The 12,695-nt window shown below is 71.4% G+C and carries 15 protein-coding genes; 4 read left to right on the top strand and 11 right to left on the bottom strand.

Features of this window, described 5'->3' with window-relative positions; translation table 11 throughout:
• The first annotated feature begins 78 nt into the window (after positions 1-78).
• The gene (locus ACQPWU_RS27920) at positions 79-693 is read left to right on the top strand and encodes a TetR/AcrR family transcriptional regulator (protein ID WP_433444682.1); all 615 of its coding nucleotides are present in this window, start codon (positions 79-81) and stop codon (positions 691-693) included.
• Between the two features lie 237 nt (positions 694-930).
• Here ACQPWU_RS27920 and ACQPWU_RS27915 read toward each other — a convergent pair whose 3' ends face one another.
• The 4 genes from ACQPWU_RS27915 to ACQPWU_RS27900 are packed head-to-tail and all read right to left on the bottom strand — an operon-like array spanning position 931 to position 3,743.
• On the bottom strand, positions 931-1,779 hold the full coding sequence (locus ACQPWU_RS27915) for a class I SAM-dependent methyltransferase (protein WP_433444681.1): 849 nt from the start codon (positions 1,777-1,779) through the stop codon (positions 931-933).
• A 5-nt stretch (positions 1,780-1,784) separates the two neighbouring features.
• Positions 1,785-2,087: a hypothetical protein gene (locus ACQPWU_RS27910; RefSeq protein WP_433444680.1), complete on the bottom strand. Its 303-nt coding sequence runs from the start codon at positions 2,085-2,087 to the stop codon at positions 1,785-1,787.
• Positions 2,084-2,791, bottom strand: a complete 708-nt coding sequence (locus tag ACQPWU_RS27905; protein ID WP_433444679.1) for an alpha/beta hydrolase — start codon at positions 2,789-2,791, stop codon at positions 2,084-2,086. The genes ACQPWU_RS27910 and ACQPWU_RS27905 overlap by 4 nt, the downstream gene beginning before the upstream one ends.
• Positions 2,792-2,822: 31 nt before the next feature.
• Complete coding sequence (locus ACQPWU_RS27900; protein WP_433444678.1) at positions 2,823-3,743, bottom strand: EamA family transporter; 921 nt, start codon at positions 3,741-3,743, stop codon at positions 2,823-2,825.
• A gap of 95 nt (positions 3,744-3,838) precedes the next feature.
• On the opposite strand from ACQPWU_RS27900, the gene ACQPWU_RS27895 reads away from it, so the two are divergent.
• A complete protein-coding gene (locus ACQPWU_RS27895; RefSeq protein WP_433444677.1) occupies positions 3,839-4,762 on the top strand; it encodes a LysR family transcriptional regulator in 924 nt (307 codons plus the stop codon).
• Between the two features lie 181 nt (positions 4,763-4,943).
• Here the strand turns inward: ACQPWU_RS27895 and ACQPWU_RS27890 are convergent, their stop codons facing one another.
• The 3 genes from ACQPWU_RS27890 to ACQPWU_RS27880 form a co-directional block, all read right to left on the bottom strand.
• Positions 4,944-6,206: an RNA polymerase sigma factor gene (locus ACQPWU_RS27890; protein ID WP_433444676.1), complete on the bottom strand. Its 1,263-nt coding sequence runs from the start codon at positions 6,204-6,206 to the stop codon at positions 4,944-4,946.
• Positions 6,203-6,532, bottom strand: coding sequence for a YciI family protein (locus ACQPWU_RS27885; RefSeq protein WP_433444675.1), 330 nt, complete (start codon positions 6,530-6,532; stop codon positions 6,203-6,205). Before ACQPWU_RS27885 ends, ACQPWU_RS27890 begins: the two co-directional genes overlap by 4 nt.
• Positions 6,533-6,625: 93 nt before the next feature.
• Positions 6,626-7,510 (bottom strand): LysR family transcriptional regulator, encoded by an 885-nt coding sequence (locus ACQPWU_RS27880; protein ID WP_433444674.1) that lies wholly within the window; start codon positions 7,508-7,510, stop codon positions 6,626-6,628.
• Between the two features lie 70 nt (positions 7,511-7,580).
• Here ACQPWU_RS27880 and ACQPWU_RS27875 point away from each other — a divergent pair, with 70 nt between their 5' ends.
• Complete coding sequence (locus tag ACQPWU_RS27875) at positions 7,581-8,285, top strand: CTP synthase C-terminal region-related (seleno)protein (RefSeq protein ID WP_433444673.1); 705 nt, start codon at positions 7,581-7,583, stop codon at positions 8,283-8,285.
• A gap of 25 nt (positions 8,286-8,310) precedes the next feature.
• Here the strand turns inward: ACQPWU_RS27875 and ACQPWU_RS27870 are convergent, their stop codons facing one another.
• The 3 genes from ACQPWU_RS27870 to ACQPWU_RS27860 form a co-directional block, all read right to left on the bottom strand.
• Positions 8,311-9,588, bottom strand: coding sequence for a hypothetical protein (locus ACQPWU_RS27870; protein WP_433444672.1), 1,278 nt, complete (start codon positions 9,586-9,588; stop codon positions 8,311-8,313).
• Between the two features lie 61 nt (positions 9,589-9,649).
• Positions 9,650-10,075, bottom strand: a complete 426-nt coding sequence (locus ACQPWU_RS27865) for an SRPBCC family protein (RefSeq protein ID WP_433444671.1) — start codon at positions 10,073-10,075, stop codon at positions 9,650-9,652.
• 108 nt (positions 10,076-10,183) lie between these two features.
• A complete protein-coding gene (locus ACQPWU_RS27860; RefSeq protein ID WP_433444670.1) occupies positions 10,184-10,753 on the bottom strand; it encodes a TetR/AcrR family transcriptional regulator in 570 nt (189 codons plus the stop codon).
• A gap of 76 nt (positions 10,754-10,829) precedes the next feature.
• Between ACQPWU_RS27860 and ACQPWU_RS27855 the strand changes: the two genes are divergently transcribed.
• Entirely contained in the window at positions 10,830-11,327 is a 498-nt protein-coding gene (locus ACQPWU_RS27855; RefSeq protein WP_433444669.1) for an FBP domain-containing protein, read from the top strand.
• A 36-nt stretch (positions 11,328-11,363) separates the two neighbouring features.
• Here the strand turns inward: ACQPWU_RS27855 and ACQPWU_RS27850 are convergent, their stop codons facing one another.
• Positions 11,364-12,695 (bottom strand): serine hydrolase domain-containing protein, encoded by a 1,332-nt coding sequence (locus ACQPWU_RS27850; RefSeq protein ID WP_433444668.1) that lies wholly within the window; start codon positions 12,693-12,695, stop codon positions 11,364-11,366.

Here is a 12,695-nt window from a genome sequence, read left to right as displayed (position 1 = left end):
CATGGTCCATATAAACATATTGTGGACGCGGCGTCCATATGTCAGGGTTGGGGGAGTGTGGACGAGGGAGGTCTGCGGATGCCAGAGCACGAACCGAACCTGCGGGTGCGGCGTGGCCGCGGGCGGCGCCCGGCGGACGAGGTGCGCGCCGAGATCCTCGCGGCGGCGGGTGCCCTGCTGCTGAACGAGGGCATGGGCACCTTCACCATCGAGGGAGTCGCCGACGAGGCCGGCGTCAGCAAGACGACCATCTACAAGTGGTGGCCGTCCAAGGGGGCGCTCGCCCTCGACGGCTACTTCCACGCCGTCGAATCCACCCTGACCTTCCCCGACAGCGGAGACATCGAGGCGGACCTGACCTCGCAGATCCGCGCGTTCGTCCACCTCCTCACGCGGACGCCCGCCGGACGCGTGATCGCCGAGCTCATCGGCCAGGCCCAGACCGATCCCGACCTGTCCGCCGCCCTCCTGGAGCGCTACTCCGGCCCGCGGCGAGCGCTCGCCGTGGAGGCGATGCGACGCGGGCAGTCACGCGGACAGTTGCGCCCCGACATCGACCCCGAGGTCCTGATCGACCAGCTCTGGGGCGCCTGCTATCACCGTCTGCTCCTGCCCAACCAGCCCATCACCGACGACTTCGCGGTGAGCCTGGTCGCCAACCTCCTGCGTGGCGTCGGGCCAGGCACCGGCTGACACCAAGCGACAAGTCCTCGCCGTCGAAGGCTCAAAGTCACAATTCCGGCTGGGGGAGAAGCGGGGAGGGGCACGCTGACCAGCGGGAACTCTCGGCCGCGCTCTTCGTCATGGCGAAGGACATCTGGTGGGGGCCGGCCATCCGGGTCGCCACGGACGAGGTCGTGACGATGCGGCCACTGTCGCGGAGCAGTGGCACTGGCCGGCTGGATGTTCGGGTCAGATTGGGTGCGGTGGTCAGTGACGGCGGGCTGTGATGATCCAGGCACGCGAGTCGAAGTACACGCCGCTGTCGGTGTTGTGGGCGGCGAGGGTGTCGCGTAGCCGCGTGCGTGCTTGCTCGGCTGTCGCGGTGTCGAGGCCGGCAAGCAGGTCTTTGTATTCCCGTAGGCGCAGCACGTTGTCGAAGGCGGCGGCGGTGTCCGGGCCGTAGAAGACGGGCTCGTGCACGTCGGTGAAGCTGACTTGCGTGAAGCCTGCCGCCGCCAGGATGCCTTGCGTGATGGCCGGATCGGCGAGTGAGAACGGGCCTGGACCGCCGGTGGGAGGTGCGGGTGTGGCCGTTGCGGCGGTGAGGCTCTGGCGGATCGCGGAGGCCCATTCATTGCGGTCGCGATCTTGCCAGACCAGCAGCACGAGGCGCGCTCCGGGGCGCAGAGCGCGCCCGATATTGGTGAACGCGGCGACTGGGTCGGCGAAGAACATCGCTCCGAACCTGCTGATACAAAGGTCGAAATGCGTCGATGGGAAGCGGTGAACCTGAGCGTCCGCCTGCTGGTAAGTAATGTTGGGCAGCCCCTGGTCGTCACTGAGCTGACGGGCCTGTTCGAGCATTGGCGCAGAGAGGTCGACGCCCACCACGCTTCCGGTGACGGCGGCGCGGGCGGCCTCGCGCGTGGACTGCCCCGTACCACAGCCGATGTCGAGCACACGGTCGCGCGAGCCGACGCGGGCAGCGGCACGGAAGAGGTCGTTGTGCAGACGCAACTCTGCGTCGTAGTCGAACAGGTCGGTCTGCCTGGTCCCGTGCTCACCCGCGGTCGGCTCGGAGTTCGGCCGCATCTGGGGACCCTGCTGGTTGGACATCACCGTCATCGGATCCTCTCGATACCGATCAGGCCTTCGCGGAGTACGCCTCGCGTCTGGTCCAGCGACACTGTTTCCGGCGGGAGGTCCGCCGGCCACCAGGTGGCGACCGCCTTGGCGGAGAACGCCGGATCGGCGCCGGGCGAGAGGGCGACGGCGACGTCATACGGGCTCGTCTCTTGCCGGCGGAGATCGGTGATGGCGACGACGATCCCGGCGTGCCAGAGCTGGCGCTTGGCGGCGGTCTGCGCAGGCCGGGTCCATGCCTCGACGCCCGTCGGGCCGGCCGCCGCCAAGGAACGGTTCACTGCTCGATCCTCGTGGCAGACGCGGTGGCCGCGTAGCCCGCCAACATGTCCGCCACTTCTTCGGGGCGGCTGAGTGCGACACAGTGGCCGCCCGCGATCTCGTCGGGGACGATACCCAGGCGCTCGGGCACCAGCCGGCGAAAGAAGCCGGGCGGGAAGAAGCGGTCCTCGCTGCAGATCACGAACCTCGTCGGCACGTTCGGCCACGCATCCAACGGCCACGGAGCGGCCGTCGCGGCCCTGGACGGATGGTCGCGTCCCTTGCCCATCGCCTCCTCGGCCAGCTCCCGGGGTACATCGTGGTAGAAGCTCACGAATGGATCCGCGCTGCCGGTCAAACCGCCATCGCGCTTGGCCTGCTCCTCCACCGCGCTCTGGTAGCCGGTGTTGGCCCACCACTCATCCGGCGACTCACCCGGCGACGGGATCATGCCTGCCAGGAGGACCAGCACATCGACGGGCAGCCGATCGGCGACCAACGGGGCGGTGAACGCACCGAACGAGTGGCCCACGACCACCAGGTCCTGCTTGTCACCGACGGCCTCGACCACGGCGTCGGCGTAGTCCGCCAGGGTCTTAGACTCGTCATCACCTGGAAGGTCGGGAGCCAGCACGTCGTGCCCACGCGCTCGTAGCTCGGCCTCCACCAGGTGCCAGGACCATCCGACGTCCCCTCCGCCGTGGATCAACACGAATGTGCTCATTGGACTCTCCCTTGATCGTTGGAACCCGGATTTATCGGTGGAACTCGGAGCGCACGACGACGGCGACCGCGAGCACCACGATCACGCCGCCGACGAGGGTCGGCACCGTCACTGGTTCGGCGAGGATCAGCCATCCCAGGCACACGGCCACCAGCGGGTTGACGTACGCGTACGTGGCCGCCAAAGAGGTCGCCGTCGACTGCAGCAGCCAGATGTAGGCGGAGAACGCCAGGACGGATCCGAACAGGACCAGGTAGCCCCACGCCGCCCAGGATCGGGCCGAGTAGGCGGCCGGGTCGAAGCGCTCGCCACCGGCCAACCCGATGATCGTCAGCGCCCCACCACCGATGAGCATCTCGTAGACCGCGACCACGAACGGGTCACGAGGCAGCGCAATCCGCGGCTGGTACCACGAGCCGAACGCCCACGACAGGCCTGCGACGAGGATGACTGCCATGGTCCAGACCGGAAAGGCGCCACCGAGACCGTTCGCGGTGACCACCACGACCATGCCGCCGAAGCCCATCGCCACACCCGCCACCGTCCGACCAGCGGGGCGGTCGCCCGACAGGACACGGTGGCAGATCACCCACAGCGGCACTGCCGCGATCAGCAACGCAGTGATCCCCGACGGAGCCCCGCCATTCTCGGCAAGGGTCACCAGGCCCTGGCCCATCACGAGCAGCAAGAGCCCGATCTGCGCGCACCCCAGCAGCTGCTGGCGGGTCACGGCCAGTCGACCCAGACCGTCACGCACCGCCAGCGCACCGCCCACCAGCAGGCCGGCCGTCAGGAAGCGGACACCGGCGCTCACGAGGGGCGGCATCTCCTCGACCATGATCCGGATCGCGAGGTAGGTCGAGCCCCAGACGACGTAGACGATCGCCAGGGCGGCCCCGACGAGCAGGAGAGGGCTTCGAGCTTTCGTCGGTGCAACGGTGGTTACTGTCATGCCAGCCACGCTAGGAGCCAGGCGCCATCGTGAAAAGCGATTGTTTCCGATCAGCTCGATCGCTAGGAGCGATGGTTGGGAGTACGCTGGGACCTGTGACCGATCTCGAACTGAGGCACTTGGCCGCGATGGCCGCTGTAGCCGAGGAGGGCTCGTTCGGCCGGGCGGCGGCCCGCCTCGGCTACACCCAGTCGACCGTGAGCCAGCAGATCGCCGCGTTGGAGAGGTCTGTCGGCGGCCCGGTGTTCGATCGACCGGGTGGGCCCAGACCGGTACGGATCACACCACTCGGCGCCGTCGTCCTCGAGCACGGACGCGAGCTGCTGGCGAAGGCGGCAGCCCTGGCCGAGGCCGTGGACCGGTTCCAGGCCGGCGACGGCCGGATCGACATCGGCACCCTCCAGAGCGTATCCACGGTGATCTTGCCGGTCTTCGTACGCCGGCTGCGCGACGAGCACCCCGGCTGCGACATCCGGCTGTCTGAGGAAGAGCCGGAAGCGCCTCAGATCGGCGATCTCGACCTGCTGTTCTACGACAGCCCCCTCAACGGCGACGTCGAGCATGTCAAGCTGCTCGACGATCCGTACCTGCTGGTGGCCAGGCGCGGCACCTTCTCCGAGCATTCAGTCCCGCTGGACCAGCTCGACGGCGCACCGCTGGTGGCCTGGCCGTCGACCTGCGACCAGCCCAGGATGGAGGAGGCATTCACCCGCGCCGGCGCGAACCCGAAGATCGTCTTCCGTACGGCAGGCAACGAGACGCTGCTGTCGATGGTGCGAGCCGGGATGGGATCGGCAGTGCTGCCGTGGCTCGCCATCCACGCTGCCGACGCCGAGTCCGACGACCGGCTCCGCGTCCACGAACTGCGACCGGCCATTCCCCCACGCAAGGTCTGCCTGCACTGGCGGGCCGGCCGTACCCACTCTCCCTTGGCAGCCCGAGCGATCGAGATCGCCATCGAAGTTGCGTCCGACCTGGCCGACGAGCTGGCCCTTGAGTACTCCGGTCCGACCACGTAAGCAGGGGTGGCGCGGCACCCTGCGCCGGTCACTCGGCACCCGGACCGACGCGCTCAAGGTCGCAGGCATCACCCGCATCTTCGCCGAGCAGATCTCGACCCGCGCCACTGGTCGCCACGGCCGGTTCCCATTCCTGCGTTGGCTGCCAGTCACCGCGCGGGCGTTGTGGACCCCTGGAGGGTCAGGTGGTGACCTCGGCCAGGCGGCGGGTGAGGTAGCGGCGCTCGGGCTCGGCGGTGGCCAGGGCCAGCGCCTGGCGGTAGGCCTCGGCCGCCTCGGCACGGCGGTCCAGGCGGCGCAGCAGGTCGGCGCGGGTGGCGGGCAGCAGGTGGTAGCCGTCCAGAGCCCCTTGCGTGGTCAGGCGGTCGACCAGTCGCAGCCCGGCCTCGGGGCCGTGGGACATGGCGACGGCCACCGCCCGGTTGAGCTCGACCACGGGGGAGGGCAGCAGGCGGGCCAGGCGCTCGTACAGGACGGCGATCTGCGGCCAGTCGGTCGCCTCGGGGACAGCGGCGGTGGCGTGGCAGGCGGCGATGGCGGCCTGCACCTGGTACGGGCCGGCGGCGCGGCGGGCCAGCGCCTCCTCCAGCACACGTACGCCCTCGTCGATGCGGGCGCGGTCCCAGCGGGCGCGGTCTTGCTCCTCCAGGGGGACGAGCGTGCCGTCGGGGGCGGTCCTGGTGGCGTGGCGGGCCTCGTGCAGCAGCATCAGGGCCAGCAGGCCGCCCGTCTCGGGCTCGCCGGGCATGAGGCCGGCCAGCAGCCGGGCCAGCCGGATGGCCTCACCGCGCAGACCCCGCCCGCCGGAGCTTCCTGAGCCCTCGTTGACCGGCTCGTCGGTGTTTCCATGGCCCTCGTTGACCGGCTCGTCGGCGCCTCCGTAGCCCTCGTTGAACAGCAGATAGAGCACGCCGAGCACGGCCTGCAGGCGCGCCGGCAGCAGGTGGGGCGGGGGCACGCGGAACGGGATGCCCGCCGCGCGGATCTTGCGTTTGGCCCTGACCAGGCGCTGCGACATGGTCTGCTCGGGCACCAGGAACGCCCGGCCGATCGCGGCGGTGCTCAGCCCGGCCAGCGTGCGCAACGTCAGGGCGACCTGCGCCTGGAGTGACAGCGCCGGATGGCAGCAGGCGAACATCAGCCGCAGCCGGTCGTCGGGGAAGTCGTCCACGGCCGGCGGCGGGCCCTCCGGCAGCGCGGCCTGTTTCAGCTTGGCGGCGCCGACGGCCTCGCGCCGCAGCCGGTCGGTGGCGCGGTTGCGGGCGGCCGTGGTCAGCCAGGCGCCCGGCCGGTCGGGCACGCCGTCGCGCGGCCAGCGCTCCAGCGCCGCGGCGAAGGCGTCCTGGGCGCACTCCTCGGCCAGGTCCCAGTCGCCGGTCAGGCGGATGAGGGTGGCGACGATCTGGCCCCATTCGCGGCGGAAGACGGTCTCGAGGTCGGTCATAGGTCCAGCAGCGGCCTGATCTCGATCGAGCCGTAGCGGGCCACCGGATGCTTCGAGGCGATCTCGACGGCCTCCTCCAGGCCGGAGCACTCGATGACGCTCAGCCCGCCGATCTGGTCCTTGGTCTCGGCGAACGGCCCGTCGGTCAGCAGCACGTCGCCGTCGCGCACCCGCACCGTGGTGGCCTCGGCGGCCGGCCGCAGCCCGAGCCCGCCCCTGACCACGCCCCGCCGCGTCATCTCCTCGCTCCAGCCGCCGCACCCGTGGCGGGCGATCTCCTCGGGAACGTTGGACTCGTCCAGCCCGATCATGAGCACGTACTTCATGGAAGCCGAGGATACGTTCCAGGCGGTAGGCGAGGACTGCCCCCCGGCCCGGCAGCGCGTTCTTCGGGGTGATCATGCTGGTGCCGAATGCCGTCAGACCGACAGGGCCTGTGCCAAATCGGCCGCCGGGCCGAGGGGAAGGGCGCCGTGCAGCAGCTCGACGCGGTGCACCAGCCGGGGCGAGGCCAGCGACACCCCGCAGGCCGGCGCTGAATGCGGCGATCGCGCGGGCAGGGCGGAGGCGGGCAGGAGGGTGAGTCCGTGGCCGGCGGCCACCAGGTTGACCACCGTGTGCACGTCGTCCCCCCGGTAGTCGAGCCCCACCGGGAACCCCTCGCCCACGAGGTCGCGCAGCCGCGCCAGCGGGCACAGCGGCGTCTGCAGCCAGCGCGCGTCCACCAGGTCGGCCAGCCGCAACGCCGACCGCCCCGCCAAGGGGTGGTCGGCCGGCAGGGCGACGACCAGTTCCTCCTCGGCCGCCCCGGCGGCCGTCATCGGGCCGGCGTCCGGCAGGCGCAGCGGGTCGCTGGGGGCGGCGATGCCGTCGGCCAGGCCCAGGTCCGCCTCCCCTTCGGCGATTTTCGCGGTGACCTCGTCGCGCCCGCACGTGTGCAGCGTCACCTCCAGGCGCGGCTGCGCGGCCCGCGCCCGCGCCAGCCGGGCGGCCAGCAAGGGGTTGATCGCCAGCGGAGAGGCGGCCAGGCGTAGCCGGTGCCGGGGCTGGGCGGCGGCGCGCAGCACGTCGGCGCGGGCCGCGCGCAGCCGCAGCAGCAGCGGCCCGGCGTGTTCCAGCAGCCGTCGCCCGGCCTCGGTGGGCTCGACCGGGCGACGGCTCAGCAGCGGCAGGCCGAGGTCGGCCTCCAGCGCGGCGATCTGCTGGGAGATCGCTGACTGGGTGTAGCCGAGTTCGGCGGCGGCCGCGGAGAACGAGCCGTGCCGGGCGACGGTCACGAACGTGGTCAGCAGATGAGGATCCATCAGCATTGCTTATAGCAGATGCAGAAATCATCGTTGGCGCTTAACCAGGGCCGGTTGCCACGATGGGGGCATGAGAATCGCCCTTGTGGGAGATCGTTCTCCCAGTGTTCGCTCGCACGTCCGGATTCCGCTGGTGGTCGAGGCGCTGCGGGAACGGGACGACATCGCGCTCGACCCGTACTGGATCTCCACCACCGACGTGTCCGGTCTGGAGCGCTTCGACGGCATCTGGATGGTGCCCGGCAGCCCGTACCGTGACGAGGCGGGCGCCGTGGAGGCGGCGCGCATCGCCCGCGAGCAGCGGATCCCGTTCCTGGGCACGTGCGGCGGGTTCCAGCACATGCTGCTGGAGTACGCGCGGCACGTGTGCGGGCTGGACGTGGCGCACGCCGAGAACGAGCCGGGCGCGCGTGAGTTCCTGCTCACGCCGCTGGCGTGTTCGCTGGCCGGGCACGAGGGGCTGGTGCGGATCTCGCCCGGCACGCTGATGGAGCACATCATGGGGCAGTCCACCACGATGGAGTCCTACATCTGCTCCTACGGGCTGAACGAGTCCTACAAGCAGACGCTGGCCGGGCACGGGCTGGTGTTCTGCGGGCACGCCGACGACGGCGCGGTGCGCGCGGCCGAGCTGCCCGGTCATCCGTTCTTCCTGGCCACGATGTTCCAGCCGGAGTTGTGGGGGGACGGGCGGCGCCCGCACCCGGTGATCTCGGCGTTCGCCGCCGCGGTCGTCCGCCACCGTGCCGGGCGCGAGGCGGCGTACACGAGTTAGCCGCCCTACTCGGGCCCGTGGGAGATCATCCGGCGGTGCGTTCGGCGTGGCGGAGCGTGCGCAGGCCCGGGAGCGTCATGGTGCCCAGCCGGGCGCCCGTACGCGGCTCGAGGCGCAGCACCTGCTCACCCGCTCCGGCCAGCAGTTCTCCTTCCAGGTACGCCAGCCCGCGCGCCTGCCCCGGCAGGTCCCAGGCGGCCTGCGGCGCGAGGGTGGCACCGTCGGACACCAGCAGCCGCCTGCCCGCTGCCATGAACAGCCGCCCGCCGCCCGCCACCGCGAACGCCTCACCCGAGCCGCCGGCCTGCCAGGCACCGGAGTCGGAGCCCCGGACCGGCGGGGAGGCCGGACCCGGGGTGATGAGCCTGCCCGGCAGCCCCGTCCGGGTGATGGTCAGGTCGCGGGTGGAGGCCAGGATCACGCGGCCGGTGGAGGCGTCGAACACGTACAGCCGCGCGTCCTCCACCGCCAGCGCGTGCGCCTCGGGCGGGCCGAGCCCGAACGGGGCGGGCAGGTCCAGGCAGTACGCCCAGCGCTGGTCGAGGTGGAGGACGTGCACGAAGGCGTGCACCCCCGGGCTGAGGTCCTTGCCCGCGGCCAGGTCGCGGGTGTGCAGGTGGGCGTCCTGGTGGGTGTAGAGGGTGTAGAGGATGTTCTGGACGGGGTCGAGGACGGCCTGGCGGCCCTGGCCGTGCATCTCCTCCTCCTGCCCGGGCGGGATCTGCCGCTTGTCGCGCGTCAGCAGGGCGCCCATCGTGCCGCTGTCCAGGTCGTACACGCGCACGCGGTAGCGGTCGGGGGCCTGCGGGGGCAGGCGATCCAGGATGTACATCGCGCTGCCGTCGGTGGAGAACGCCTCCGGCTCGATGTTCCCGTCGAGGTCGAGGGTGCGCTGCCGTCCGGCGGTGGCCAGGGTGATCGTGGTACGGGACCGCGGGCCCGGCGGCGGGCCGAGCGCGGCCAGGTCGGTGGAGACGGCCTTGACCTGCCGGGTTTTCGGGCCGGCGATTCGCAGGTCGTCGATGAGGGTGCCGTTGCCGGCCTGGTAGGTGCGCAGGTGGCCGTCGTTGAGCTGGTAGAGCCTGGCCCAGCGGTGTTCGGCGACCGTGCCGGGGTAGGTGGCGCGGACCGTGCCGCTTGCCAGGTCCACGACGGTCAGCCCGGCGGCGGTGTCGGCGAACAGCCGCCCGGGTTGCGGGGCCTTCGCGGGTGCGGTCCGGGGCCGCTCGTCGGCGGCGCAGGCCGACAGGACGGCGGCGGCGCCGCACAGGATGAGCGCTCGGCGTCTGGTGTAGGGAGCCATGTCATGCCTACACCGCCCGCGCCTTCAAGGTTCTCCTCCGTCCAGGAGGGTGACCCCGGCGTCAGGTCCGGTGGGGGAGGGCGGCCAGTTTGCGCAGGCAGTGGCGCAGGATGGCGACGACCACGGGACGGGCGAGCGGCCACAGGGCCCGGCCCAGGAGCCCGAACGGCAACCGCAGCCGCTCGGCCCAGATGACGCGGGTGCCGCCGTCTTGCGCCCGTATCCGGATGACGCCCTCGCCGCGCACCACGCGGCCGGTGTGGACGACCCGCACCAGCGACGGCGGCTCCCAGCGGGTGATCGTCATCGTGTCCAGGAACCCGAACGGCCGCACCCCGGTGTATGCCTCGACGGCGTGCTCGCCCACCTGCCGGGCGTCGGTCATGAACATCCACTCCCGGTGCCGGTCCCAGTCGGTGACCAACGCGAACACGCGTTCCGGCGGTGCCGGTACGTGGACGGCGGCGGCCACGTACACGGGCCTCACCGGGACCCCGGGGGCGGCTGCGAGGTCAGCGGCACAGGGCTCCTCCATCGTTTTCCGGCCGTACGCCGGCGCTGCGGCCATTATCGCAGGCGGGCCGTGGCGCGACCGTCAGGCGGGCGGCCAGTGTCTGAGAACGACGTCGAGCGCGTCCAGCGCTCTGGACCACGAAGTGTCCACGTCGCGCGGGTGGTGGTGGAACAGGCCCGCCGTCTCCAGGGACACATATCCGTGGAAAGCGCCGCCCAGCAGCCGTACCGCATCCGTCTGGTCGGGGTCCGGCAGCTCATAACCGCGCAGTATCGCCCGCGTCATCTCCGCGTGGCGGCGTGCCGCGCCGGCGGCCGCCGCGTCCGGGTCGAGATCGATCTGCATCGCGGCGTACCTGCCCGGATGCTCCTTCGCGTAGTCCCGGTAGGTGTTGGCGAAGGCCACCAGCGCGTCCTTGCCCGCGCGGCCGGCCAGCGCGGCGGCGGCCCTGTCGGCGAGCTCGGTCAGGGCCAGCTCAGCCACTCTTTCCCGCAGGTCCTGCGCGTCCTTGACGTGGGCGTACAGGGCGGCGGGCTTGACGTCGAACGCGCGCGCGAGCGCCGAGACGGTCACGTTCTGAAAGCCGATCTCGTCGGCCAGGTCCGCCGCCGCCCGGGTCAGGCGCTCCGCCGTCAGCCCCGCGCGTGCCATGTGCCGCCCCTTCCCGCCAACTTAAAGGCTTTAATTATTTGCATAATACCCTTAAGCAGAGCTAGCCTCGCCGCTCATGAGACCAGTCACCGAGCGCGACATCCGCGCGTCATTCATCAACTGCTCCAAAGGAGAGATCAAGCGTCTCAACCTCCCCAAAGACTTCACCGACAGCCCCTGGGAAGACCTCGACTTCCTCGGATGGCGAGATCCAGGTGCGCCCGAACGCGCCTACCTGGTGGCCGAACGCGATGGCGGCCTCGTCGGGATCGCCCTGCGGGTCACCTCCAGCGCGTCGCGAGGTTTCACCTCACGCAGCATGTGCTCGCTGTGCCTGACCACGCACACCAGTGGCGGCGTGGCGCTGATGACCGCGCGCCGTACCGGTGAGGCCGGCCGCCAGGGCAACTCGGTCGGGCAGTATCTCTGCACCGACCTGGCATGTTCCTTGTACGTACGCGGGAAGAAGGAGGCACCAGGGCACGGGGTCATCGACGAGTCCCTCACCCCGGCGGAGAAGGCCGCCCGTACGCAGGCCAACCTGCTGACCTTTCTGGACAAGGTGGCCGGGTGACCGGCCTGGCGATCACGTGCCGTTCGTGATCGCCGTTCAGGCGTGCCAGCCGGTGACTCCGCCCGGCACCGGCGCGCCCGGCTCGTACGGGGTGCGGGTGAAGATGAACGTGTTGAGGTCCAGATGGTCGGCCGCCACCCGCAGCGTCTCGCCGGCGTAGTAGCCGTCCAGCCCCAGCCACGTCCCGTCGGGCTGGGCCACGAACCGCGAGGCCCGCCCGCCGCCCCCGACCGGCTCCAGCGCCAGCCCGCGTTCGGGCAGCAGCCGCAGCGTGTACGGCTTGGGCCCCCAATGCCACAGCCCGGTCAGCGCCAGCAGATCGGGATCGGCCGCGACCGGCTGCCATTCGTGCGGCAGGCGCGGCTCGTACTCCTGCAGGATGTCCAGCAGGTCGGTCAGCAGCGTGCCGCTCATCCCCGAGGTGGTGTTGGCCATGAACAGCACCCCGACCCCGTCGGCGGGATCGGCCCACACGGTGGCCAGGAATCCCGGCATCGACCCGCTGTGGCCCGCCAGGCGCCGCCCCGAGACCCGGGCCAGCTGCAGGCCGAGCCCGAAGCCGCCGGTCCAGGCGTCCCCGTCGTCCACGCCGGCCGGCTCGCGCATCTCCGCGAGGGTGTCCGGGCTCAGCACGTCGCCGGTCTCGCCGCCGACGAACGCCGCCCATCGCGCCAGGTCGTGCGGCGTCGACCACAACTGCCCGGCCGGCCCCATCGCGTCGGCGTCGTGCTCGGGCTCGGCCAGAACGACATCGGCGTACGGGTGGACGGCGTAGCCGGTGGCGTGCGGCGCGCGCGGCCGGGCGGTGGTGTCGTTCATGCCGAGCGGCTCGAGCACCTCGGCCTGCAGCGCCTTGAGCCAGGTGGTGCCGCGGACGCGGGCGACGAGCTCGCCGAGCAGGGCGAAGCCGAGGTTGGAGTAGTGGAAGCGCCGCCCCGGCCGGTGCTTGAGCTCGCCGGGCCCCAGGCGTTCGAGCAGGTCGGCGACGGGGACGCCGGGGGTGCGCTCCCACCAGGCGGTGGGCGGTTCGGCGGTCAGTCCCGCCGTGTGCGACAGCAGCTGGGCGATGGTCAGGTGGCCCAGCGGTGTGCCCGGCAGGTGCTCCTCCAGCGTGTCGGACAGCCGTAGCGCGCCCTCGTCGCGCAGCCGCATGACCACGACGGCGACCATGCTCTTGGTGATCGACCCGATCCGGTACTGGGTGGCGGGGGTCGGCGGCGCGTCGTCCACGCGGCCGCGCCCGCCGAACCATGCCTGCCGACCGTCGCGCACGATCGCCGCCGTCAGCGACGGCACTCTGCATTCGGCCTGTTCGACGGCCAGCCTGCGCAGCAGGGCGCGCGCCGTCGCATCTCCCACCTGGCTCAT

The organism is Nonomuraea sp. CA-141351 (genome assembly GCF_050944675.1).
GTDB lineage: Bacteria > Actinomycetota > Actinomycetes > Streptosporangiales > Streptosporangiaceae > Nonomuraea.
Note: the sequence above shows the minus strand (reverse complement) of the source record. Positions and strands in the feature narration are given on the sequence as shown.